24 protein-coding genes and 1 other RNA gene are annotated in these 23,754 nt (G+C 54.5%); 13 read left to right on the top strand and 12 right to left on the bottom strand.

Annotation, left to right across the window (positions count from 1 at the left end; genetic code table 11):
• Positions 1-6: 6 nt before the first annotated feature.
• Entirely contained in the window at positions 7-1,707 is a 1,701-nt protein-coding gene (locus GEAM_RS13610) for an SgrR family transcriptional regulator (protein WP_034792369.1), read from the bottom strand.
• A gap of 224 nt (positions 1,708-1,931) precedes the next feature.
• Between GEAM_RS13610 and cof the strand changes: the two genes are divergently transcribed.
• Together cof and GEAM_RS13600 are read left to right on the top strand one after the other, a co-directional pair.
• Complete coding sequence (gene cof / locus GEAM_RS13605; RefSeq protein WP_034792367.1) at positions 1,932-2,753, top strand: HMP-PP phosphatase; 822 nt, start codon at positions 1,932-1,934, stop codon at positions 2,751-2,753.
• Positions 2,754-2,928: 175 nt separating this feature from the next.
• Positions 2,929-4,035: an ElyC/SanA/YdcF family protein gene (locus tag GEAM_RS13600; protein WP_034792365.1), complete on the top strand. Its 1,107-nt coding sequence runs from the start codon at positions 2,929-2,931 to the stop codon at positions 4,033-4,035.
• A gap of 68 nt (positions 4,036-4,103) precedes the next feature.
• On the opposite strand, the gene GEAM_RS13595 is transcribed toward GEAM_RS13600, so the two are convergent.
• Positions 4,104-5,147 (bottom strand): PLP-dependent cysteine synthase family protein, encoded by a 1,044-nt coding sequence (locus GEAM_RS13595; protein ID WP_034792364.1) that lies wholly within the window; start codon positions 5,145-5,147, stop codon positions 4,104-4,106.
• A 123-nt stretch (positions 5,148-5,270) separates the two neighbouring features.
• On the opposite strand from GEAM_RS13595, the gene GEAM_RS13590 reads away from it, so the two are divergent.
• The 5 genes from GEAM_RS13590 to amtB all read left to right on the top strand — a co-directional run bounded on the left by GEAM_RS13590 (position 5,271) and on the right by amtB (position 11,476).
• Positions 5,271-5,726 carry an Lrp/AsnC family transcriptional regulator gene (locus GEAM_RS13590; RefSeq protein WP_034792362.1) on the top strand — a complete coding sequence of 152 codons (456 nt, stop codon included), beginning with the start codon at positions 5,271-5,273 and terminating at the stop codon, positions 5,724-5,726.
• Between the two features lie 124 nt (positions 5,727-5,850).
• Positions 5,851-7,668, top strand: coding sequence for a SmdA family multidrug ABC transporter permease/ATP-binding protein (locus GEAM_RS13585; RefSeq protein WP_051899523.1), 1,818 nt, complete (start codon positions 5,851-5,853; stop codon positions 7,666-7,668).
• Positions 7,661-9,445: a SmdB family multidrug efflux ABC transporter permease/ATP-binding protein gene (locus GEAM_RS13580; protein WP_034792360.1), complete on the top strand. Its 1,785-nt coding sequence runs from the start codon at positions 7,661-7,663 to the stop codon at positions 9,443-9,445. The genes GEAM_RS13585 and GEAM_RS13580 overlap by 8 nt, the downstream gene beginning before the upstream one ends.
• A gap of 342 nt (positions 9,446-9,787) precedes the next feature.
• Positions 9,788-10,126, top strand: coding sequence for a P-II family nitrogen regulator (gene glnK / locus GEAM_RS13570; protein WP_009639071.1), 339 nt, complete (start codon positions 9,788-9,790; stop codon positions 10,124-10,126).
• Between the two features lie 60 nt (positions 10,127-10,186).
• Positions 10,187-11,476, top strand: coding sequence for an ammonium transporter AmtB (gene amtB / locus GEAM_RS13565; RefSeq protein ID WP_034792354.1), 1,290 nt, complete (start codon positions 10,187-10,189; stop codon positions 11,474-11,476).
• Positions 11,477-11,663: 187 nt separating this feature from the next.
• Here the strand turns inward: amtB and tesB are convergent, their stop codons facing one another.
• Positions 11,664-12,530, bottom strand: a complete 867-nt coding sequence (gene tesB / locus GEAM_RS13560; protein ID WP_034792352.1) for an acyl-CoA thioesterase II — start codon at positions 12,528-12,530, stop codon at positions 11,664-11,666.
• Positions 12,531-12,783: 253 nt separating this feature from the next.
• Between tesB and GEAM_RS13555 the strand changes: the two genes are divergently transcribed.
• Positions 12,784-13,371 (top strand): YbaY family lipoprotein, encoded by a 588-nt coding sequence (locus tag GEAM_RS13555; RefSeq protein WP_034792350.1) that lies wholly within the window; start codon positions 12,784-12,786, stop codon positions 13,369-13,371.
• An 87-nt stretch (positions 13,372-13,458) separates the two neighbouring features.
• Here the strand turns inward: GEAM_RS13555 and GEAM_RS13550 are convergent, their stop codons facing one another.
• Positions 13,459-13,767 carry an MGMT family protein gene (locus GEAM_RS13550; RefSeq protein WP_034792348.1) on the bottom strand — a complete coding sequence of 103 codons (309 nt, stop codon included), beginning with the start codon at positions 13,765-13,767 and terminating at the stop codon, positions 13,459-13,461.
• Positions 13,768-13,961: 194 nt separating this feature from the next.
• Between GEAM_RS13550 and ffs the strand changes: the two genes are divergently transcribed.
• Positions 13,962-14,058: signal recognition particle sRNA small type (gene ffs / locus GEAM_RS22780), an RNA gene on the top strand.
• Between the two features lie 139 nt (positions 14,059-14,197).
• On the opposite strand, the gene GEAM_RS13545 is transcribed toward ffs, so the two are convergent.
• From GEAM_RS13545 to GEAM_RS13535, 3 genes are all read right to left on the bottom strand, one after another.
• On the bottom strand, positions 14,198-14,446 hold the full coding sequence (locus tag GEAM_RS13545) for a hypothetical protein (RefSeq protein WP_034792346.1): 249 nt from the start codon (positions 14,444-14,446) through the stop codon (positions 14,198-14,200).
• 187 nt (positions 14,447-14,633) lie between these two features.
• Positions 14,634-15,983 (bottom strand): NCS2 family permease, encoded by a 1,350-nt coding sequence (locus tag GEAM_RS13540; RefSeq protein ID WP_034792344.1) that lies wholly within the window; start codon positions 15,981-15,983, stop codon positions 14,634-14,636.
• A gap of 68 nt (positions 15,984-16,051) precedes the next feature.
• Positions 16,052-17,839, bottom strand: coding sequence for an adenine deaminase (locus GEAM_RS13535; protein WP_034792342.1), 1,788 nt, complete (start codon positions 17,837-17,839; stop codon positions 16,052-16,054).
• Between the two features lie 141 nt (positions 17,840-17,980).
• Here GEAM_RS13535 and GEAM_RS13530 point away from each other — a divergent pair, with 141 nt between their 5' ends.
• A complete protein-coding gene (locus GEAM_RS13530) occupies positions 17,981-18,928 on the top strand; it encodes a LysR family transcriptional regulator (RefSeq protein ID WP_034792340.1) in 948 nt (315 codons plus the stop codon).
• Between the two features lie 91 nt (positions 18,929-19,019).
• Here GEAM_RS13530 and GEAM_RS13525 read toward each other — a convergent pair whose 3' ends face one another.
• The 3 genes from GEAM_RS13525 to GEAM_RS13515 all read right to left on the bottom strand — a co-directional run bounded on the left by GEAM_RS13525 (position 19,020) and on the right by GEAM_RS13515 (position 20,240).
• Complete coding sequence (locus GEAM_RS13525; RefSeq protein WP_034792706.1) at positions 19,020-19,223, bottom strand: HHA domain-containing protein; 204 nt, start codon at positions 19,221-19,223, stop codon at positions 19,020-19,022.
• Between the two features lie 54 nt (positions 19,224-19,277).
• Positions 19,278-19,646 carry an Hha toxicity modulator TomB gene (tomB, locus tag GEAM_RS13520; RefSeq protein ID WP_034792338.1) on the bottom strand — a complete coding sequence of 123 codons (369 nt, stop codon included), beginning with the start codon at positions 19,644-19,646 and terminating at the stop codon, positions 19,278-19,280.
• A 240-nt stretch (positions 19,647-19,886) separates the two neighbouring features.
• Positions 19,887-20,240, bottom strand: coding sequence for a hypothetical protein (locus tag GEAM_RS13515; RefSeq protein ID WP_034792336.1), 354 nt, complete (start codon positions 20,238-20,240; stop codon positions 19,887-19,889).
• 418 nt (positions 20,241-20,658) lie between these two features.
• On the opposite strand from GEAM_RS13515, the gene GEAM_RS13510 reads away from it, so the two are divergent.
• Genes GEAM_RS13510 through GEAM_RS13500 form a run of 3 tightly spaced genes read left to right on the top strand, consistent with a single transcriptional unit; the run spans position 20,659 to position 23,157 of the window.
• On the top strand, positions 20,659-21,399 hold the full coding sequence (locus tag GEAM_RS13510; protein ID WP_034792703.1) for a metal ABC transporter ATP-binding protein: 741 nt from the start codon (positions 20,659-20,661) through the stop codon (positions 21,397-21,399).
• Entirely contained in the window at positions 21,396-22,253 is an 858-nt protein-coding gene (locus GEAM_RS13505; protein WP_034792334.1) for a metal ABC transporter permease, read from the top strand. Before GEAM_RS13510 ends, GEAM_RS13505 begins: the two co-directional genes overlap by 4 nt.
• A 25-nt stretch (positions 22,254-22,278) precedes the next feature.
• The gene (locus GEAM_RS13500) at positions 22,279-23,157 is read left to right on the top strand and encodes a metal ABC transporter substrate-binding protein (RefSeq protein ID WP_034792332.1); all 879 of its coding nucleotides are present in this window, start codon (positions 22,279-22,281) and stop codon (positions 23,155-23,157) included.
• Positions 23,158-23,278: 121 nt separating this feature from the next.
• On the opposite strand, the gene ykgO is transcribed toward GEAM_RS13500, so the two are convergent.
• The gene (ykgO, locus tag GEAM_RS22775; protein ID WP_072009903.1) at positions 23,279-23,419 is read right to left on the bottom strand and encodes a type B 50S ribosomal protein L36; all 141 of its coding nucleotides are present in this window, start codon (positions 23,417-23,419) and stop codon (positions 23,279-23,281) included.
• Positions 23,420-23,434: 15 nt separating this feature from the next.
• Positions 23,435-23,695: a type B 50S ribosomal protein L31 gene (locus tag GEAM_RS13495; protein ID WP_034792330.1), complete on the bottom strand. Its 261-nt coding sequence runs from the start codon at positions 23,693-23,695 to the stop codon at positions 23,435-23,437.
• Positions 23,696-23,754 lie beyond the last annotated feature (59 nt).

Below are 23,754 nucleotides of genomic sequence, written 5' to 3'. Positions count from 1 at the left end.
AGACTCTTAGGAGAGCGGCGGGGGGATCCACGCCTGACAAAAATCAAACCAGCCCCACGCGGTGAGCTGCACGCCGTTGACGCGCGGCGGCGCGCTGACCTGATACTGATAATTAAACAGCGGGGTAATGCTGCCGCGCTTCATCAGATGGTAAAAATGGTCGCGCAGCTCCTCGGCTCGCTTGTCCGCCAGCGGGAGCTGTTGAATGGTCTTGAGGCGCTGTGCCTGCTGCGCTAAATCTTCATCACTCAAAATGCCCGACCACAGCATGTCTTGGCGCAGCCAGTTCTCCAGCGTGGCCTCCGGCGCTTCGCCGATCAGGCGATCGCCCAGTATCAGGTCGACCTGATTGATTCCGCTCTCGTCGTCCCACACGCGGCCCTGATGATAAACGATCTCCAGTTGGCAGTTCTCGGCGAGCAGTGCCAATTGTAGCGCCTGTGCAACAAACTCCAGCTCGACCGGCGGGTGGAACAGCAATCTCAGCGTCTTCGGCAATACCACGCCATCGGCCTGATGCTCGGGGATCGGCCATTCGGGCAGCATCTCCCGACTGGGTTTCACCAAGTCGTGATCAATCGGCAGATGATTCAACAGGCCAGAGCGCTGAATAATCATCACCACCTTTTGCGCCTGCTCGGGGGTTAAATGTTGGCGTCGCAGGTTGGCGGCGATATAGCAAAAGCCCAGACTGGTGCTGCGTTTTACCGGTTTAACATCCGCTAGCTCGTCCTGCTCTCCGAGCATGATGCGCACCGGGTGCTGGCAACTGACATTATCGCGCTGCGCGAACAGTTGCGGGGTTATCCAGAACTCAATGGCGGCGAGGAAAGGGCGCTGTAAGTGGTAGTAGGCGTGCTGCTCAAGGCGCACCAGCTCGGAGGCAAAGCTTGCCAGACGGAAAGGCCCCGCGCCGCAGAAGGCATCGTCGGGGTGAGACAGCAAACAGCTCAGATCCGCCAGACGGTGCGCTAGCCAGTAGTCCGGCACCTCGAGATCAAATTGCAGGCAGAGCGCATGAGGCAGCTTTATCTCCGCCACGGCGGCAAAGGCGTGCTTGCTGCGCGGCGAATGGCGCAGGCGCTCAAACTGCTGGCGAAGCTGTTCGGCATGAATCGGCTCGCCGTTGTGCCAATACAGCTGGCTGCGCAGGAAGAAATGCCACGTTTTGCCGTTATTACTGATTTGCCAATGGTGCGCCAAATCAGGCTGGGGCAGAGGATTGCCCGTCGTGAAGCGAGTTAGCCCGGCGTGCATGGTATGGGCCAAGTGCTGCTCGGCGCGGCCGGTCAGGGTTTGCGGGTCCAGCGGCTGCATGCTGCGATAATAAGGAATGCGCAGTGTAGGGGCGTCGGCCTGCCACTGGCCGCCAAGATGGGGGGCGAGCAAGGCGTTTAAGTGATTCGGATCGACTTCGCTAAATTGCAGCGCTGCCGAGTGTTCCCCATTTTTCAGCAGCTGCTGTAAGTAATTTCCCCGTAAACTTTCTGGTGTATACAGGCACTGTAGCTCGGCGCGTTTGCCGCGCCCGGCCTGCGAATGCCAGTTTATCCAGCCTGCGTGCTGAAACTGCGACAGCAAGGTGCGGGTGTGGCGTTCGCTACAGCAGAAGACTTCCGCCAGCTCACTGACATTTACCGTCGCAGGCTGGCTGCCCACGCTGGCGTACAGCCGCTGAAACTGATTAAGACGGTTTTGCAAACGCATTTCACACCCACTTCCACTGAAGAGAAACCCGAAGCTGGAGCATAACCCAGCGGCTGGCGGGGAACATGGAGCAAAGTCACGGAGTGTGAGCTAAATCAGGAACACTATTTTTAAACTGTTCACTATTACTTCCGCAAATCGAGTTGCATACTCGTTTTGCTAACTTTCTACACCACGGCAGCTGAAATTGTTCATCCTGCCCGGTGGGATAATCGCGAGGTGTTATGTTTCGTTTGGCTGCATTTGATATGGACGGCACGCTGTTAATGCCTGATCACCGTTTAGGTGAAAAGACACTGGCCACGCTGGCTCAGCTGGCTGAAAAGCCAATGACGCTGACTTTTGCAACCGGGCGTCACTACCTTGAGATGAAAGACATTCTGGCGAATCTGGGGCTGGAAGGCTATCTCATCACTGGCAACGGCACGCGCATCCACAATCTGCACGGCGATCGCCTGTACGCCAGCGATTTACCCGACGACTGCGCTGAAGAGCTGCTGAGAACCCAATGGGATACCCCGGCCAGTCGCCACGTTTTCCGCGATGAAGGCTGGTTTACCGACCTCGACGACCCGCAGTTGCTGGTTCCCCACGAGTTCAGCGGCTTCCGCTATCAGCTGTGTAACTTTGCCGAGCTGCCAATTAGCGGCAACAGCAAAGTCTGTTTCTGCGCGCCGCACGACGTCCTGCTGCAACTGGTTCCGCAGCTGGAAAGCCACTTTGGCGGGCGGGTTGATTTATGTTTCTCGGCGGCAGATTGTCTGGACATCATGCCTGCCGGGAGCAACAAAGGCAGCGCGCTGGCTCTGCTCACCCAGCAACTGGGCATTGAAATGGCCGAGTGCATGGCCTTCGGCGATGCCATGAATGACCGCGAAATGCTGGAAAGCGTGGGCATGGGGCTGGTGATGGGCAACGCCCTGCCGGTGCTCAAGCAGCAGGCTCCGCACCTGCAAGTTATCGGACATTGCCAGCATCAGGCGGTGTCTCACTTTTTACAACATTGGCTGCATTCACCACACCTCACCTATTCCCCCGAATATTAAGGTTATTTCAGCCAGCCGGGCTATCTGTCCCGGCTTTTTTCTGCCTAGCGTGCATCTGTCACAAAACTGTCATATGACTTTCATATAGTTCGCCCATTCTCCGCCACGCGTCTTTTTCTTAATTCCGCTTTTATTTATAGTCCAGACAGGTAGTTAACCTTTTAAGGATAAAATAATGATCACTACTCCACGAGTGACCCGCGTTGCTCTTGCTTTAGCTTTTTTGATTTCTGCCAACGTGTCCGCCAGGGCCATTGATACCGTTCAGCCACAGGCTGATTACCACCAATATATTTCCGAACGCCAAACCGTTGATTTTCTGATCCAAGACGCCCTGACGGCGTTTAAATCTCCGGCGCGTATTTCTGACGCAGGCTTTACCGGCAAGCTGCCAACCAATATGGAGATTGTCGCCGACAGGCTGCAACAGGCCAGCAAACTGGAGCCTTACCGCGCCGATTTGCTGTTCAGCACCGCCAGCGCTTACATCTACAATAACAACGTGGATAAAGCCCTTGAGCTGTACAAACAGATTCTGGAGATTGCGCCGGACGACGTTGACGCCCACAGCTACATCGCGGCTTGGGATCGTTTCAAGGGCGACACCGCCGGAACCGACGCTCAGCTGGCAGAATTGCAGCAGCTGAATCCGGGGCGCGTGGATCAACTGAAGAAAGTGTTCACGGTAATTGACCACGTCACCACCATGCCGCTGCGCGACCATCTGCCTGCTGACGAAGCCAAATCCTTTACCGGGCCGACGGCGATTGTGACGCTGGGCTACGCGCTGGACCCGGATGGCTCAATGAATAAAATCCTGATTCAGCGTCTGGAGAAAACGCTGGAGCTGGCTAAACAGCTGCCTGACGCGATGATTGTGGTCACCGGCGGCGTGCCGCAGAACCATCAAACCGAAGGTAAATTGATGGCGCAGTGGCTGGTGGAGAAGGGCGTGGACAGCAAACGCATCTATCAGGACAACTTCGCCCGCTCGACGGTGGAAAACGCGCTGTTCAGCCGTTACGCCTTGGCCAAACATCGCATCAAGAATGCCGTGATTGTCAGCTCTGGCAGCCACGTGCGCCGCTCGCAGGCTCTGTTCACCATCGCCAGTTGGGAAACCGGCCCGCGTGACATTAAGTATGTTTCCGTGGCCGCCATCGACAAGCCGCTGGCTGAGATGCAAAGCGTTTCTCAGGGCGATAAGCAGGGGATTTACCGCGACGCGCTGAAAACCATGGGACTGTGGAGCTTCCGTAGCTATCCGTTGGAAGAGCGTTAACAGCCTGATATACCAGACGTTAATGCAAAAAAGGCGACCTCAGGTCGCCTTTTCACTTTTTAGCAGTCTTAGCGGATGCCCGCCAGCTGCGCGCTGTAGTGGCTGATATCGCCGATATTCGCCGCCACCCATTCCGGGTCGAAATAGGTATTCAGATAGCGCTCGCCGCTGTCGCACAACAGGGTGACGATGGAGCCGGTTTCGCCTTTCTCGCGCATCTGTTTCGCCAATTGCAGCGCGCCCCAGACGTTGGTGCCGGTTGAACCGCCGACTTTGCGACCCAGCACCACTTCCAGCCATTGCACGGTCGCCACGCTGGCGGCGTCGGGTACGCGCATCATGCTGTCGATGACGCTCGGAATGAAGGACGGTTCGGCGCGCGGTCGGCCAATGCCTTCAATCTTACTGCTGCACTGCGCGGTGACGCTCGGGTCGCGTTGCTGGTAATAGTCGTAGAAAACCGAGTTTTCTGGGTCAACCACTACCAGTTCGGTGTCGTAGCCCTGATAGCGAATGTAGCGGCCCAGCGTGGCGGAGGTGCCACCGGTCCCGGCGCTCATCACCAGATAACGCGGCACCGGATTAGGTTCCAGCGACATCTGGCGGAAGATGCTGTCGGCAATATTGTTGTTGCCGCGCCAGTCGGTGGCTCGCTCGGCATAGGTGAACTGATCCATATAGTGACCGTTCATTTCGCGCGCCAGCTGCTCGGAGGCGGCGTAGATCTGGCTGGAGTTTTCCACGAAGTGGCAGCGCCCGCCGTAGAACTCAATTTGCTGAATTTTACGCGGCGCGGTGCAGGATGGCATAACTGCGATAAAGGGTAGGCCGAGTAAACGTGCAAAATAGGCTTCGGAAATGGCAGTACTGCCTGAAGAGGCTTCAATGATCGGCGTATTTTCGCGGATCCAGCCGTTGCACAGCCCGTAAAGGAACAGCGAGCGGGCCAGACGGTGTTTCAGGCTGCCCGACGGATGGGTGCTTTCATCTTTCAGATAGAGCGCGATGCCGGGGAAATCGCTGAGGCTCAGACGCATTAAGTGAGTATCGGCTGAGCGCTGGAAGTCGGCGTCGATTTCTTTTATGGCGTGGTTTACCCAAGCATTAGTCATGATGAAGTCCGTCGGCAAAGAGATGTTGATTGCGCTTAGATTAACGCATTGTGCAGAGAAATAAGTTACTCTTTAGCCCATAAATGAAGACCTAAAGAGAATGATTTTCTCTCGGGAGGCGACTTGGTAGATAAAATAGACCGCAAGCTGCTGTCGATGCTGCAACAGGACTGCACACAATCCATCAATGTGTTGGCTGAGGCGGTGAACCTGACCACCACGCCTTGCTGGAAGCGTCTGAAGCGCCTCGAGGATGAGGGCATTATTCGTGGCCGGGTGGCGTTGCTCGACAACGAGAAGCTGGGGCTGGATCTCACGGCCTTCGTGCTGATAAAAACTCAGCACCACAGCAGCGATTGGTACCAACATTTTGTCGATCAAGTGGCAGCATTACCCGAAGTGTTGGGCTTTTATCGCATGGCCGGGGAGTACGACTATTTGCTGCAAGTGCAGGTGGCCGACATGAAAAGCTACGACAGCTTTTACAAACGTCTGGTAAACGGTGTGCCGGGATTGATCGACGTGACCTCGAGTTTCGCGATGGAGCGGATTAAATCCACCACCGAGCTGCCGCTGTAACCAGCTCTTGAGCTGGCAAGCCGTTAAGGCCAGCTCGAAAAAAGTTTCATCTGTCTGGCATGTTAAGGATGGTATTCTTGCCGCTGCTTGATAATAAAAATCTTAAGAATATGGATAAATCTGCGTGAGACTGTTTGCTCAACTGGGTTGGTATTTCCGCCGCGAGTGGCGACGTTACCTCGGGGCCGTTGCATTGCTGATCATTATCGCTATTTTGCAACTGCTGCCGCCGAAATTGGTCGGTATTGTTATTGATGGCGTGACCTCTAAACAGATGACTTCCGGCGTGTTATTCGCCTGGTTGGGTCTGATGCTGGGCACCGCCATTTTGGTCTACCTGCTGCGCTACGTCTGGCGCGTGCTGCTGTTCGGCGCCTCTTATCAGCTGGCGGTGGAGCTACGGCAGAACTTCTTCAAGCAGCTGAGTCGCCAACATCCGGCGTTTTATCTGCGCCATCGCACTGGCGACCTGATCGCGCGCGCCACCAATGACGTCGACCGCGTGGTGTTTGCCGCCGGTGAAGGGGTGCTGACGCTGGTGGACTCGCTGGTGATGGGGCTGGCGGTGTTGATCGTCATGGCGACCCAAATCAGCTGGGAGTTGACGCTGCTGTCGCTGGTGCCGATGCCTATTATGGCGATTGTTATCAAGCGCTACGGCGACCAGCTGCATCAGCGCTTTAAGACCGCGCAGGCCGCGTTCTCTTCCCTCAACGATCAGGCGCAAGAGAGCCTGACCAGTATTCGCATGATCAAAGCCTTCGGCCTTGAGAATCACCAATCTTCGCAGTTTGCCGACGTCGCTGCAGATACCGGCGTGAAGAACATGCACGTCGCGCGCGTGGATGCCCGTTTTGACCCGACGATCTATGTCGCCATCGGCATGGCTAACATGCTGGCGATTGGCGGCGGCAGCTGGATGGTGGTCAATGACCACCTGACGCTCGGCCAGCTCACCAGTTTCGTGATGTACCTTGGCCTGATGATTTGGCCAATGCTGGCGCTGGCGTGGATGTTCAACATCGTTGAGCGCGGAAGTGCCGCCTACAGCCGTATTCGCAGCCTGTTACAGGAAGCGCCGAGCGTGGTGGATGGCAAAACGCCTCTGCCTGCCGGGCGTGGCACGCTGGAGGTGAAGATTGATGATTTCCACTATCCAGAGAACAGCCAGCCTGCGCTGCAAGCCGTGGACTTTGTGCTCAAGCCGGGCCAGATGTTGGGGCTGTGTGGCCCGACGGGGTCGGGTAAAAGCACCTTGCTGGCGCTGATTCAGCGCCAGTTCGACATCACGCAGGGTGACATTCAGTTCCACGGCCTGCCACTGCCAGAAATCCAGTTGGACGACTGGCGCGGGCGCATGGCGGTGGTCAGCCAGACGCCTTTCTTATTCTCCGACACCGTGGCGCAGAACATCGCGCTCGGCCGCCCTGATGCCACCCAGCAGGAGATTGAAGAAGCCGCGCGGTTAGCCAGCGTCCATGAAGATATCCTGCGCCTGCCGCAGGGCTACGAAACGGAAGTCGGCGAGCGCGGCGTGATGCTCTCCGGCGGCCAGAAGCAGCGTATCTCCATTGCCCGCGCCTTGCTGCTTCAGGCTGAGATCCTGATTCTGGACGATGCGCTCTCCGCCGTCGATGGTCGCACCGAGCACCAAATTCTGCATAACTTGCGGACCTGGGGCAGCGACCGCACGGTGATCATCAGCGCCCATCGCCTGTCGGCGCTGGTGGATGCCAGCGAAATTCTGGTGTTCAGCAATGGCACCGTGGCCGAACGCGGCAACCACGAGCAGCTCTCCTCAAGGCTCGGCTGGTATCGCGATATGTATCGCTACCAGCAGTTAGAGGCCGCGCTGGACGACGTTCCGGCGGATGACCTTCCAGTGGATCAGCTTCCTGTGGATCAACAACCCCCGAGTTTGGTTGATATAAAACATGATTAAAATTCAGAAAAGCTGGCCGACGCTCAAAAGGCTATTGAGTTACGGCAAGCCTTACAGCAAACCCCTGTCGATAGCCGTGTTGATGCTGTGGGTGGCGGCGGGCGCGGAAGTGCTCGGGCCGATCCTCATCAGCTACTTTATTGATAATTATGTGGCGAAGGGCCAGTTGCCGCTGGGCATGGTCAGCCTGCTGGCGATAAGCTTTATCGTGCTGCAATTCCTCGCCGCCGGTCTGCACTACTATCAGGCGCTGCTGTTCAACCGCGCCGCGGTGGGCGTGGTACAGAAGCTGCGTACCGACGTGATGGACGCCGCGCTGCGCCAACCTCTCAGCGCTTTCGACACCCAGCCGGTGGGGCAGCTGATCTCCCGCGTCACCAACGACACCGAGGTGATCCGCGACCTGTACGTCACAATGGTATCCACCGTGCTGCGCAGCGTGGCGCTGATTGGTGCCATGCTGATTGCTATGTTTAGCCTCGACTGGCGGCTGGCGACCATCTCCGCCTGCATCTTCCCGGCGGTGTTCATCGTGATGGCTATCTATCAGGTGTACAGCACGCCGGTGGTGAGACGCGTTCGTAGCTATCTGGCTGATATTAATGACGGTTTTAACGAAGTCATTAACGGCATGGGCGTGATTCAACAGTTCCGCCAGCAGAAGCGTTTCGGGCAGCGGTTGACCAATGCCAGCCAGTCCCACTACGCGGCGCGTATGCAGACGCTGCGGCTGGAAGGCTTCCTGCTGCGCCCGCTGCTCAGCCTGTTTGCCTCGCTGATCCTCTGCGGCCTGCTGCTGTTATTTGGTTTCAGCGCCGAGGGGACGATTGGCGTCGGCGTGCTTTACGCCTTCATTAACTACCTCGGGCGTTTAAACGAGCCGTTAATTGCGCTGACCTCGCAGCAGTCTATCTATCAGCAAGCCGTGGTAGCCGGGGAGCGTATTTTTGATTTGATGGATCGCACCCAGCAGCAGTACGGCAGCGACGACAAGCCGCTGTGCAGCGGCGAGATTGATATTCGTAATGTCAGCTTCGCCTATCGCCCGGACAAATGGGTGCTGGAGAATATCTCCCTGCAAGTGCCGTCGCGCGGCTTTGCGGCGCTGGTCGGCCATACCGGCAGTGGTAAAAGCACCTTAGCCAACCTGCTGATGGGCTACTACCCGGTGAATCAGGGGGAGATCCGCGTGGACCGCCGCCCGCTGTCCGAGCTTTCCCACACTAGCCTGCGTAAAGGCATCGCCATGGTGCAACAGGACCCCGTAGTGCTGGCGGAGTCGGTTTTTGCCAACGTCACGTTGGGTCGCGATATCGATGAAGAACAGGTGTGGCACGCACTTGAAGTGGTGCAACTCGCGCCGCTGATCCGCGCAATGCCGGATGGCATCAACACCCGTCTCGGCGAGCAGGGGAATAATCTGTCTGTCGGACAGAAGCAGTTGCTGGCCATGGCGCGCGTTCTGGTGCAAGCGCCAGAAATTTTGATCCTTGACGAGGCAACCGCCAACATCGACTCCGGCACAGAACAGGCGATTCAGCGCGCGCTGCGGGCTATTCGCCAGCAGACCACGCTGGTGGTCATCGCCCACCGCCTTTCAACCATTGTTGATGCCGATAACATTCTGGTGCTGCATCGCGGTCAGGCAGTGGAGCAGGGTAACCATCTCCAACTGTTAGCCGAAAAAGGCCGTTATTATCAAATGTATCAGCTGCAGCTGGTGGGCGAGGAGCTCGCCTCTTCACAACACGAGCAGCCAGTAGCTGAAAATGGCTAAGCCTCTCGCGGTGACTTGACGCCCTCCGGTCGCCGCGCTTCTTTTCTCTCCTGTTTCCCAAGCCTTGCCCTTTGCCGTTGCACCATCTTCATGCAGCCTTTCTTTAGGTCAAATTTCCCTTGCACTGAAAAATAGCGTCGCGCACTTAAATAGTGCGCTAGGGGTTGGGCTATTTGCACCATTTTGAGCCTCGCCCCTGCAACGACTATTCCGAAATCCCGCCTTTAAGCCACAAAACGCCAGATCTCAGCTCTTAAACAACTCTGGCACAGCCTTTGCTTTATCCATTGCGTATCGGCGAGAGTCCTCTCGCGGCAGGCTCTTAATTCGAGGAGTGGCAACATGAAGCTGGTTACTGTGGTGATCAAACCTTTTAAGTTGGAAGACGTGCGTGAAGCACTGTCAGCTGTAGGAATTCAGGGCCTGACCGTGACGGAAGTCAAAGGGTTTGGCCGCCAGAAAGGACACGCAGAGTTATATCGCGGCGCGGAGTACAGCGTTAACTTCCTGCCAAAAGTAAAAATCGATATTGCGATCGCCGACGATCAGCTTGATGAAGTGATCGACGTGATTAGCAAAGCGGCCTACACCGGCAAGATCGGCGATGGCAAAATTTTTGTTGCTGAACTGCAACGCGTTATTCGCATCCGTACCGGCGAAACCGACGAAGCAGCACTGTAATTTCAGCCTTATTACTTTAAATCACAATTTGCAGTCTTTGAGAAACGGGGTGGGTTAACAATGAAAAAACTTCTCGCGATGATGGGGCTCGGTGCAACTGCCCTGTTGCCATCGATTGCCATGGCTGCTGCACCTGCGGTAGCTAACGGCGCAGATAACGCCTTCATGATGATCTGTACCGCGCTGGTACTGTTCATGACGGTTCCGGGCGTGGCGCTGTTTTACGGCGGCTTGCTGCGTTCCAAAAACGTCTTGTCTATGCTGACTCAGGTCATCGTGACCTTCGCGCTGGTTTGCGTACTGTGGATGCTTTATGGCTACAGCGTCGCGTTCAGCGAAGGTAACGCCGTGTTTGGTGGCTTCAGCAATGTGATGCTGAAAGGCATCGGCCTCGACTCTGTTACCGGCACCTTCTCACAGCTTATTCACGTTGCGTTCCAATGCTCCTTCGCCTGTATTACCGTGGCGCTGGTGGTTGGCGGACTGGCAGAGCGCGTTCGCTTCTCCGCGGTACTGATTTTCACCGTGATTTGGCTGACCTTCTCTTACCTGCCAATCGCACACATGGTTTGGGCGGGCGGTTTCTTGGCGGCTGACGGCGCGCTGGACTTCGCGGGCGGTACTGTTGTTCACATCAACGCCGCGGTTGCTGGCCTGGTGGGCGCATACATGGTGGGCAAACGTGCTGGTTTCGGCAAAGAAGCCTTCAAACCGCACAATCTGCCAATGGTCTTCACTGGCGCATCGATTCTGTATGTTGGCTGGTTCGGCTTCAACGCCGGTTCTGCTAGCGCAGCAAGCTCTATCGCAGCCTTGGCCTTCCTCAACACTGTTATGGCGACCGCGGGTGCAATCCTGTCTTGGACGCTGGTTGAGTGGATGGTGCGCGGCAAACCTTCACTGCTGGGCGCAAGCTCCGGTGCTATCGCGGGTCTGGTTGCTATCACCCCGGCTTGCGGTACCGTAGGCGTTGGCGGTGCATTGATTATCGGTCTGGTAGGCGGCGTTGCTGGCCTGTGGGGCGTGGTTACGCTGAAACACTGGCTCAACGTTGATGACACCTGTGACGTGTTCGGCGTTCACGGCGTGTGTGGCATCGTGGGCTGTATCCTGACTGGCGTGTTCTCCTCCAGCTCTCTGGGCGGCGTGGGTTATGCAGAAGGCGTGACCATGGGTCACCAAGTGTGGATCCAGTTGCTGAGCGTTGGCGTCACCCTGATTTGGTCTGGCGTCGTAGCCTTCATCGCTTACAAAGTGGCAGACGTGCTGGTTGGCCTGCGTGTTCCTGAAGAACAAGAGCGCGAAGGTCTGGACGTGAACAGCCACGGCGAAAACGCTTACAACCAATAATCGGTTAAGCGTCTGATTTCAAAGAGAGTAGTGCGCTAATTTCTGTTCAACAGAAATATAATAAAAAGCAAACACAACAAACTGTCCGGCGTGCTTAGAAACACTTAACGGATAATGATGAAAGCAAAAAGGGGCGATAGAGATATCGCCCCTTTTTTATGCATTTTCGAAGCAGTTGTAACCCGAGTTATGGGATTTCGCGCTGGCGAATCACCCCTTCCTGCACCGTGGTGGCAATCAGTACGCCTTCGCGAGTATAGAACTGGCCGCGCACAAAGCCGCGCGCGCCCGAGGCCGAAGAGCTTTCAACGGCATACAGCAACCAATCGTCCAGCTTGAACGGACGGTGGAACCACATGGAGTGGTCGATGGTCGCCACTTGCATGCCAGGCTCAAGGAAGCCGACGCCGTGCGGCTGAAGGGCCGTAGGCAGGAAGTTGAAGTCCGAGGCGTAACCCAGCAGATACTGATGCACGCGCAGATCATCGGGCATCTCGCCGTTGGCTTTGAACCACACCGCGCGGTGCGGCTCTTCTTTACTGCCTTTTAGCGGATTGTGGAACTTCACCGGGCGCATTTCGATGGGCTTCTGGCCGATGAACTTGTCGCGCACTTTCTCTGGGATCAGGTGCGCGAGACTCTTGGCGATATCCGATTCTGAAATCAACGACTCCGGCGGCGGCACGTCCGGCATGGTGTTCTGGTGCTCGAAGCCCTCTTCATGGCTCTGGAAAGAGGCGGTCATGTAGAAAATCGGCTTGCCGTGCTGAACTGCTTTTACGCGGCGGGCGCTGAAACTGTTGCCGTCGCGTAGGATTTCGACGTCATAAATGATTGGCTTACTGCTGTCGCCGGGGCGCAGAAAATAACTGTGGAAAGAGTGGATACCACGGTCGCTAGGCACGGTTTGCTTGGCGGCGTAAAGTGCCTGCCCAACCACCTGCCCGCCAAAGACCTGACGCAAGCCAAGATCTTCACTTTGGCCACGAAACAACCCTTCTTCGATTTTTTCCAGATCCAGCAGATCCAGTAATTTTTGTAGTGCCTGACTCATCGGTGGCCTCATGAAAGTTAGCCTTTTGCCGCCTCGGAAAACTCTGATAAATCAAGGTGCAGCATCAGGAAATGTGGGGTATCTCATTCATAATAGTGGATAAAAGCATGGCTCAGAAGCTGATTTTGGGCTGCGACAGGAAAAGGTCAGTTTTTTGTGCCATGATTAATGCGCAAGGTGGTTTAAGCCACTACTCATAGTCGGCGTTTATTTGAGCTTGTCGACAAGCGAATAATAAAAAGGAGAACGATCAATGAAACTTTGGCAGATTGTAGGTGGAACCGCGCTGTCTATCACACTGGCCGGTTGTGCATCGCACCCAGCACCAACACAGGAAGCGCCCGCGAATACGTCGGCGAGTCCATCAGGGCCAGCTATCACCGGGCCAAACGTGTCGGGTACGGTAAACATCTCACAGCGCGTGGCATTGCCACCTGATGCTGTGCTGACAGTTACCCTGTCTGATGCTTCTCTGGCTGATGCGCCTTCACGCGTTATCGCGCAGAAAGTGGCACGTACCGGTGGGAAACAGGCTCCATTTACCTTTATCCTGCCTTACAACCCGCAGGATGTCCCGCCTAACGCACGCGTAATTCTGAGTGCGGCGGTGACGGTGAATGGTCAGCTGACCTTCATTACGGATAGCATCAAAGAGGTGGTTAACCGTGGTCAGGGTACCAAAGCTGACTTGCAGTTAGTCCCAGTTGCCTCAGTGCCTGTGACAACCAAACCCAATGGATTAGGGCCAGAAAGCAACCCGAACCAGCCGGGTCTTGAAACCCCTCCGGGTGGACCAGGTGCGCCAGCACCCGCTCCGGCACCGACTCAGCCTAGCTATTAATTCTTAGCACATTAATTCTTAGCAAATTAAGAGTCAGTCGAGCAAAAGAAAAACACCGCCTAGGCGGTGTTTTTTTATGACCAGAATTCACCATTTCCAGCCATATTTCTGCAGATCAATCTGCCCGCCTTCGAACATAATGCCTTCTTCGAGCAGTGCCTGACGCTGGCGCTTAAAATCTTCCCCTTGCTGGGAAATTTCGCCGTGGCGATTAATCACCCGATGCCACGGCAGGGTGCTGCCCTCGGGCAATTTGCGCAGCACGCCGCCGACCTGTCTCGCCGCGCGCGGCGACCCGGCCAATTGGGCGACATTGCCATAAGTTGTCACTTGGCCGTAGGGGATGGCGGCGATGATCTGTAGGACGCGATGGCGAAAGTTATCTGTCTCCGACATGGTTGGCTCCTTGTGGGTTGCATTGCCATTATGCCGCAAACTGCTGCTGGATAAATGAGGTATCAGGCGTGGTTGTATAAGAAAACAACGGTCGTCGGCGGTTAACTTGCAATTGCCACGGCCATCACTGATAATGCCCACCGCTTCGATTATTCAGCAATGAGTCGCGAAGCCAACAACGACAATGGAGGCCCTGTTGGTTCTCCCGCAACACTAACTTGTTAACTCGGTCAGGTCCGGAAGGAAGCAGCCATGGCAGGTGTCGTGTGTGCCGGGATGTAGCTGGCAGGGCCTCCACCATTTCAGGGCTTCCGCGTTTTTCGCTCACTCCCTACTTAGTATTGATTCCCTAACTTTATTCACTTATCGCTAAATTATTGGCGGGTTTTGTCGTGCAAAAAAAAGCTGGGACTCAGCCCAGCTTTGGGTCTTAGCGTGCTTTATTGGCTTGAGCAATCACTGAACCGGCCAGCGTTTTGGCGACCTCGCTTGAGGAGGCGCTTTTTAAAGCTTTGGATGCAATAGCTTCCATCTCGGCACCGGTTTGGTTTTTAGAGCTGGCCTGTGAAAGCACTGAGCCTGCCAGACTTTTTTCAAGGCTACTGGCTTTGGAATTATTGAGGGTTTCGGCCGCGAGGCGGGCGACGCTTTCTGAGGATTGTTTTTCGTTACGTGTCATGTTTATCACCTATCCATGTGGTAAATAATCAAAGATGTAGTATTCCATATATCTATTGATGGCTATATATGGTGTTTCATCTTAGGGCGATATGTTGAATTTCTACAACAGTATTTTGGTTTTTGTGCTTTTTATAGGCATAAAAAAGGGCACGATGAACGTGCCCTGATGAAGAAGTATGGCGTTGCTAGTGGTGAACTAAGGTCGCGAAGTAGTACGCCAAAGGGACAGCCAGAATATACAGGCCAATCGGCACCTCGCGCGCTTTCCCCGCCACCACTTTAATGATCACATAGAACAGCAGACCACCGGCGATACCCGTGCCGAAGCTGTTTGAAATCAGGGTGATCATCACCATCATCAAGACCGGCAGGCCATCGGTGAAGTTGCCCAAATCGACTTTGCGCAGGCCGCTGAACATATTCAAACCAATCAGAATTAACGCCGGTGCCGTGGCCTCTTTCGGGATCATCAGCGCAATTGGCGTAAACAGCAGCATCAGCAGGAACATCAAGGCCGCCGCCAGCGCGGTCAAGCCTGTTTTGCCTCCGGCTTCGGCTGCCGCTGAGGACTCAATGAGCGCCGTCGCGGCTGGGATACCGACAATCGGCCCGAGCGCCGCTGCAATAGAGTCAACCACGAACGGACGGTTGATATTCGGCATGTTGCCTTGCTCGTCGAGCAGCCCGGCCTCGCCGCCAACCGCCAGCGTGGTGCCCATGGTGGAGAAGAACTCGGATGCGAAGAAGATAAACAGGAAAGGCAGGAAGGCGATGTTAATCGCGCCCAGCAAATCGACTTTACCCAGCAGCGGCCCGACAGAGTGCGGCAGGGAGAACCACTGCTGCGGCAGATGAGTGACGCCAAAAGGAATGCCAATCAGCGTGGCAAACAGAATGGCCCACAGCAGCGCGCCGGGGACTTTGCGCGCCTGAAGGGCGACAGCAACCAGCAGGCCGAGCAGGGCGATAATGGCACCAGGCGCGGTGAAGTCACCCAAGCCTAAGGCGTTGGTTTTTGCCGACGCAGCGACCAGACCGGCATTGCGAAAGCCTAGCAAAGCCACAAAGATACCAATCGACGCCGTTAAGCCCAGCTTGATGGATTGCGGAACGGAGCGAGTGACCACTTCGCGCAGGCCGAGCACCGTCATTACGAAGAACAGGATACCTGACCAGCAGGCGATACCCAGCGCGATGGGCCAGCTGATGCCGTCACCGGCCAGCGTAATGCCGACTAACACTGAACCGCCTATGCCCGGCCCGACCATAAACGGCAGGTTGGCGTAGAACGCCATCAGCAGGCTTCCCAGCACAAAAACGATGATCACGCCGGTGGTGGCCGCGCCTTTATCAATGCCGCCCGCCGCCAGCAGGCTTGGGATGACAATCAATAAATAGGCGGCGGCTAAGAAGCCGGTAATGCCCGCCAGACACTCGGTTTTCACTCGGGTGCCGCGCTGGTGTAGTTTAAAACGACGCTGCAACCAGCTTTCTTCGGCTGGCGCAGTGGCGTGCTTAACAGAACTGTCACTCATGTTGAAAATCCCCTGAAACTTTATGTTTTTTATGATGTTGTGGTTGCTATCACTTTGTTGCAGTACGGCTAAATCTGGTCTTCCCATATTTCGAGGATCGGGTCGACTATTTCTCTTAACCCGCCGTCGGTCAATCCTAAATCAGTCAGGTGCGGACCGGCATTGCAGGCCAAACAGGTGCCTTCGATGGCTTTGAAGACGCGATAAGGCGGCTCCCAGTCGGCAACTTTAGAACTCAGGTCACGCAGGTTTTTAAACTGCGCCGCCAACTCTTCTGCCGGTAAATCTGAAAGCATGCCGGCAATTGGCATGGCCACGTGGGCCAGAAGTTGTTCATTTTGGCTCAGCGCCATGCCGCCGCCGCTGGCAATCAGCTGATTGGCGGCCAGCACCATATCCGCAGGGTTTCTGCCCAGTACCACTAGATTGTGGGAGTCGTGGGAGTAAGAGGTGGCAATGGCTCCGCGCAGCTCGCCCCAGCCTTCCAGCAGGGCTATGCGCGGCGTAGCGTCATGGCGGCCGTGGCGGTGTTTGACCCAAATCAGGCTGAAGCCGTCAGGGATTTGCACTTGGCCGTCGCGCACGTTAACCACCACTTCACTCCACTGGGTGAAGCGCGCGCCTTTGATATTTCTCAGGCGAGCCTTGCCATTTTTCAGGCCGGGAATGCGCAGCACAAAGTCGTCTGCCGACAGACTGGAGATCTGCATGGTGTCGCGCGGGGGCGTCACTCCGGCGGCTTTCTTCGGACTGAACAGCAGCTTGCCGTCTTGCGCCACTTTCTGCCCATTGACGTAAACGGCTAAAGGATTGAGCGACTCCAGCGAGTCGAACACAATCATGTCCGCCGTGCGCCCGGCGGCAATCAGCCCAAGATCGGCGCGCTGCATGCGGATCGCCGCGTTGAAGGTCGCCATGCGCAGCACGTCTTCAGCCGCTAATCCGTGGGATATCAGCAGTTTAATCAGGGCAATCAGGCCGCCTTTTTCCAACAGAAAATCGGGTGGGACGTCATCGGTACACAGCGTGATTTGCGAAGAGAGGTGCGGCAGGGTTTTAAGCGCTGCGACAATCTCCGGCAATAAATAGGGGTGTGAGCCGCGAATTTGCAGCGTCAGGCCAGCTCGCAGCTTCTCCAGCGCATCTTCCGCGGAGGTTAACTCATGGTCAGAGGTGATGCCCGCTGCCAGATAGGCTTGCAGCCCGGCACCTTTCAAGCCGCGCGCGTGGCCTTCAATCAGTTTGCCGCTGCTCAGGCCAGCTTCGAGGATCTCAATCATGCGTTCGCTGGCGTTGAGCACGCCATGCATATCCATGACTTCCGCCACACCCGCGACTTCCGGCCAGCTCAGCATGGTTTGCATTTCACGCCCTTTGAAATCGGCCCCGGACATTTCCAAGCCCGGAGTGGAAGGCACGCTGGACGGCGCGGCGCAAATCACCCGCAAAGGCAGGTCGCGGCTGGATTCGACGGCATAACGCACGCCGTCTACCCCGAGCACGTTGGCTAATTCATGCGGATCCCAGAAAACCGTGGTGGTGCCTTGGGCAACCACGATCTCGGCGTAACGCTCTGGCGGCAGGTGGGAGCTTTCGATATGCACGTGAGTGTCGATAAAGCCGGGGGAGAGCAGCGCTCCGGCGAGATCCTCAACGTTTTCGGTCTGCAAAAACTCGCCGCAGGGATGCACGCTGGCGATCATCGTGCCGACTAACCCGACGTCGGCGTCGCGGATCTCTCCCGTCACCATGTCGATGACGCGCGCATTGCGCAGTAAGCGGTCGAAAGGAATTTTGCCTAATGCGGCCTGTACGGCGCGCTGGCGCAGGGCGATCGCGGGAGAAGAAACGGTCATAGAAGTGTCCAATATCGGGAAGTCATCCCGCTAATGTAGGCAGCGCGAAAGGCTTTGGACAGATGATTTATTTTATCGGGTTATAAGATGGGGTTATGCTGGGCAAACGTTTACTTTCTTTCGACTGGAACACGGGAAACTATGTCTGAACCTTGGCGTCGATTGCCTGCGCTATCCCTCAAACAGATACAATATTTTGTCACTCTGGCACAGCTGCGCAGCTTTACGGAAACCGCGAATCGCTTGGCTATCAGCCAGCCCGCGTTGAGCAGCGCGCTGCGCCAAATTGAGTCAGTATTAGGTGGGAAGCTGGTAAATCGCACCGCGCAGGCGGTGACGCTCACCGAGGAAGGCATCGCTATTTTGCCTCACGCCCAGCGTCTGCTGAATGCCGCGCACAGCGCCTTTGACGATATGCAGCAGATTATGGAGCAGGGCGGTGACGGCACGCTGAGAATTGGGCTGGTGCCTTCGGTCAGCACCTTACTTTTTCCGGCGGTGCCTCAGCTGCTTTCCGAACACTTTCCGAATATGCGCGTCGAGTTTCACGATTTAACTAATGACGCCCTGCTGGTGGAGTTGGAAAACGGTTCTCTGGATTTTGGTATCGGTGCCACCGACAGCACGGTACCGGACAGCCTGACGGTCTATCCGCTGCTGGAAGACCCCTTTGTGGTAGTGATGCGCAAGGATGATCTATTAGCAGAAACACACAATCTGCCGTGGCGGCAGTTGGCAAAACGACCGATAGCGCTGTTTCTGAAAGGCAACGTCAGCCGCTTGGTGGCGTCGCTGATTGAAAGCCATAAATTGAATCTCAGCATCAATTATCGCGTGGATTTTCAGGAGACGCTTTACGGGTTGGTTCGCTCACGCTTGGCACTGGCTATATTGCCGGAGTTATATACCGCAACGCTTAACGATGACCAATTAACGGTGGTTCATTTACAGCAACCGACCTTAAGCAGAACCGTGGCGATGATGCGTAAACCTGCTCCACTGCGTTCGGCGCAAACAGAACAGTGTTTTCAATTTCTATTACAGGCTTTTTTAGAAAGGATTAAGAAAGGAAATAAAGAGTTTCAATAATTGGAACTGATAAAGGAAGTGAATGTTTTGTCTGAATAATAACCATAGGGCCGCAGTTAATTACGGCCCTATGAAGCCATGTATGGAAACGTTACCGGACGAATTTCCAGACGGCGACAGGAACTTTGTCGTAAAGCTTATTCATTGTTAATTCTGCCAGGCGATGGTCGGCCGCAGAGTAAAACAACTCCAGTTCATCGTCGGAAAGTTCGTACTTATTTTTCTCAATAACGCGTTCAAGGGTGTCAATAGTGGTGCATTTTCTCAAACGCATCAAATAGTCGATTTTGTTCATCATGACCTTTTCATTATTTATCTAAATTACTGCTGGTGTTGGTTAAAGTATTACTTAAGTTTTCATCAGGGTACAGACATACTCGCCTGAGAACATTCTGAATAATCGCTTTTTGGTCTTTTGCCATTGACGTAGGTCAGAATCGTTTATTCCGTAATTACTGAAGAGGGTGTAGGTGTCGTCCAGATATTCCTCAACCAAATCGGTAAGAGGAGAATCATCAGGATATTTAATTTTAAAGCTCATCACAAAAGAGGCGATGTGCTCGATCAGTTCGTTAAGTTGCAGGTTTACCGCGGAAGTAGGATCGTTGACCCAACCGTGGTGGCTATCCCCCAGCGTAGCTATCCCTTCATCATACAGACTTTCATTCAGGAACCGCAGCTGCGCTATATCGTGTCGCTTAGGCGAGTACTCATCCATATCATCCCCTCCGTAATGGCTTATTCGGTGTTGACAACACTCTGTGAGTAAACAACAAAACTTGATGGTTTACGGGTACTTCACTGACAACTAAACACTATGAACTAAACCTAAAATACCGATGAGATTTAGCGATAATAAACACTTTCTTCAATAACCGTGGGGAATCGGATTAATTCCAAACATTACGTTTTAAATATAATTCATTTTGGCAATTATGCATCAATGCATTACTTAAAATTACAGTTCTTCAGCTGACGTCGATCGCTGCGTATCAATAATATCAAATTCAAGCCCGTGGCTTTTAACTTTAAATGATACCCGCTCAGTGGTGTACTCGTCGGCGTTAATGTCAAGGCAGCCGTTGAAGATAGTCCACTTGAAACCATAACTCATTGAATACTGATCATCACCGATAGCTGTGATAGAGATAATCTTCAAAGAGCCGGAGGTATATTGAGAATTTTCGGAGTAATAACTCAAATCCCCAACTAAATCTGTTTCTAATTGTGAAAGATTAGGCTCAATTGCCTTTTGCAAATACTCCGCCGAAACTTTGTTCCCATCGATTTCATAAGGGATTAGTTTTTTCATCTTTGTTCCCCAAGTGAAATACTCTTCTTACTATTATCGCATATTTTCAGTCACTTTGCCTGAGCCGCGGCGAAATTCTTGCGCAAAAGCCTGTGGTTATCCCCATGATTTCTCAGTTATTTATGAATGATTAATATTTAATTACCTTTTCCTTACAGTTAACGCCAGCCTGCGATTAATAAAAAACATTGAAGATTTCGCCTTCTATTTATTGCTAGCAGCAAAAGCTAGCAAGACACGAAAGATTACAACTTTGTATCTTGAATATTCGCTTAGCTTGTGATGTTATATTGTAACACCTCTGAGGTTTATCCATGAACAAGACGCTGTTTACACTCTCCGCCGCGACCCGATGCGGGGCTGCTGCCATTTTACTGGCCCTACTTTGGGGCGGTATTTATTGGGCTATTTCGTTGCCATGATTTCTGTCTCTCAACTTAGAGTCGGCTATGACCGACGCGCCGTCGCCATGCCGATTGATGGCAATTTTAGCGAAGGCTCCCTCACCGCCGTCATTGGCGCCAATGGTGCAGGGAAATCGACCTTTCTTAAAACGCTGGCCGGTTTACAGCCTGCGATTTCTGGCACCTTATCCTTTAATACGGCAGGCAAGCCCACTTCGCGGCCGCGTTTAGCTTATTTACCGCAGCAGGCCGAGTTGGATCGCGCCTTCCCAATCAGCGTGTTTGATCTGGTGGCGATGGGCTGCTGGCCGCAAAGTGGGTTGTTTGGCGGCATTAACCGCCGCTCCGGTGAGCTTGTCGAGCAGGCGCTGGAAACCGTGGGAATGACTTCGAAGGCCCATTTACTGGTAGGCGAACTGTCTGGCGGCCAGCTGCAACGCACCTTATTTGCCCGATTGCTGATCCAACAAGCTCCGCTGATCATGCTGGATGAGCCTTTTACCGGTATCGACAGTCAAACCACCGAGCTGCTGTTGAAGGTGATTGGCCAGTGGCATCAGGAAGGACGTACGGTGATTGCCGTGCTGCACGATATTTCCATGGTTGCGCGGCACTTCCCGCACGTTTTATACCTCAGCGCACAGCGTAATATTTGGGGGACCACCGACCACGTGTTGGGCCATTTCCCTAATCCGACTCACGCCTGCGTCTCCAACGACACCTTTACCCTTGCCGCTGGGGTCACCGCTTCATGATGTTATTCCACATAATTGCCGACCCTTTTATTGAATTTGGTTTTATGCGCCGCGCGCTGATTGCCTGTCTGGCGCTCTCTATTAGCGCCACGCCGCTGGGCGTGTTCCTGCTGCTGCGTCGAATGAGTCTGGTGGGCGACGCCTTATCCCACGCGGTTTTACCCGGCGCGGCAATCGGCTATTTGATTTCCGGCATGTCACTGGTCGCCATGGGCGTCGGCGGGTTTATTGCGGGTCTGGCGGTTGCCATGCTGTCAGGCTTGGTGAGCCGCCGGACGCAGTTAAAAGAGGATGCCAGCTTTGCCGGTTTCTATTTGGGATCGCTCGCCTTGGGCGTCACGCTGGTCTCGCTGCGCGGTTCGAGCGTGGATCTTCTGCACGTGCTGTTTGGCTCGATTTTGGCGATTGATTCTCCGTCAATCATCATGGTCGGCATCATCACCTCGGTTTCAGTCATCGTGCTGGCGGCGGTCTATCGCGCGCTGGTGATTGAGTCCTTCGACTCGCTGTTCTTGCGCGTCAGCGCGGGGAAATGGCTGGCGGCAATTCACGGCATCTTTTTGGCGCTGGTAGTAGTCAATCTGGTCGCAGGGTTCCAGATCCTCGGCACGCTGATGTCCGTCGGCCTGATGATGCTGCCCGCCGCGAGTGCGCGCTTCTGGGCGCGGGACCTGCCGCACACCATTTTAAGCGCCATGGTGATTGGCGTAATCAGCAGCATTGTTGGCCTTGAGTGGTCATATTACGCCTCGCTGCCAGCTGGCCCGGCCATCGTGCTTAGCGCCAGCGCCATATTCTTTATTTCAGTCTTATTTGGAACGCGCGGCGGCATGTTAACCGCCTCGCGCCGTTAAGCAGTACCACAAGAAAGGAGAAATGATGAAACGTTTACCTGTTGCTCTGGCAGTAGCTGCCCTGCTGTCGAGCCCACTGGCAATGGCGAAAACCGTCACCGCCGTGGCCAGTTTTTCAATTTTAGGGGATATCGTTCACCAAGTTGGTGGCGACCACGTCAAAGTAAATAGTCTGGTCGGCCCGGATGGTGACCCGCACAGCTTCGAACCTTCGCCGCAAGACAGTAAAGAGATCAATGCTTCTGACGTGGTATTCGTCAGCGGCTTGGGTCTGGAAGGTTGGATCGACCGTTTGGTGTCAGCTTCAGGTTATAAAGGCAAAGTGGTGACCGCCTCCGAAGGTGTTAAGTCCAGCCAGATGGTTGACGATGGCAAAGAGATCACTGACCCGCACGCCTGGAACAGCATGGCGAACGGCGTGATTTATGCCACCAACGTGATGAATGCTCTGATTGCCGCTGATCCTGAAGATGCCGACTATTTCCGTAAACGCGGCGGTGCCTACATCGAGCAGCTGAAAAAGCTGGATGAGTGGGCGAAAACTGAGTTCGCCAGCATTCCGCAGGAGAAGCGCAAGGTTCTGACTAGCCACGACGCATTCGGCTATTTTGGCCGTGAATATAACGTCACCTTTATGGCACCGGTAGGCTTCTCAACCGAAGCTGAAGCCAGCGCCAGCGGCGTTGCCTCGCTGATTAAGCAGATCAAAGAAGAGAAGGTGAAAACCTACTTTATCGAGAACCAAACCGATCCTCGCTTAGTGAAGCAAATTGCCGCAGCGACCGGGGCTCAGGCCGGTGGCGAGCTTTACCCAGAGGCGTTGTCTGGTCCTAAAGGCCCGGCGACCACCTATGAGAAAGCCTTTAAGCACAACGTTGAGACTATCGTCGCCAGCATGAAGTAAGCACTAACCCTTTCCGCCGTTGATGCGGAAAGGGATTCATCATTTCTGTAAAAAAGAAAAAGCCCCGTCCGGGCAAGCGGCGGGGCTTTTTTATTAAGGTGTTGGCGTAAGTAATCGCCTTTTAGCGTTTCTTCTTCTTACCTTGAACTGCTTTAAATCGCGGATTTGTTTTGCAAATCACATAAACCCGGCCTTTGCGACGCACCACGCGACAGTCTGGATGGCGGTTTTTCGCCGAGCGAAGTGAACTTAAAACCTGCATGACGGACTCCTAAGTTTATGACTTCTTTTTGCCAAGGAAGCTGCCAAAACGCTGGTTGAAGCGCGCGGTGCTGCCTTCTTTGGAGAAGTCTTTCTGCTTACCGGTGTAGTACGGGTGAGATTGCGAAGAGACTTCAATCGTGATGTAAGGGAAGGTGGTGCCTTCCAGTTCAATGGTGCGATCGGTCTTGATGGTTGATCCCACTTTGAAATATTCATCGGCGCTGGTGTCGTGGAACACCACGGTGCGATAGGCAGGATGGATGCCTGGCTTCATAATAACCTCAAATGTTATGTTATACTATAACAAATAGTATGCGCCAGTTACTGCTTGGG

The sequence above is a fragment of the Ewingella americana ATCC 33852 genome (genome assembly GCF_000735345.1).
Taxonomy (GTDB): domain Bacteria; phylum Pseudomonadota; class Gammaproteobacteria; order Enterobacterales; family Enterobacteriaceae; genus Ewingella; species Ewingella americana.
The sequence above is the reverse complement of the archived record's forward strand: the minus strand, read 5'-3'. Positions and strand labels throughout refer to the sequence as shown.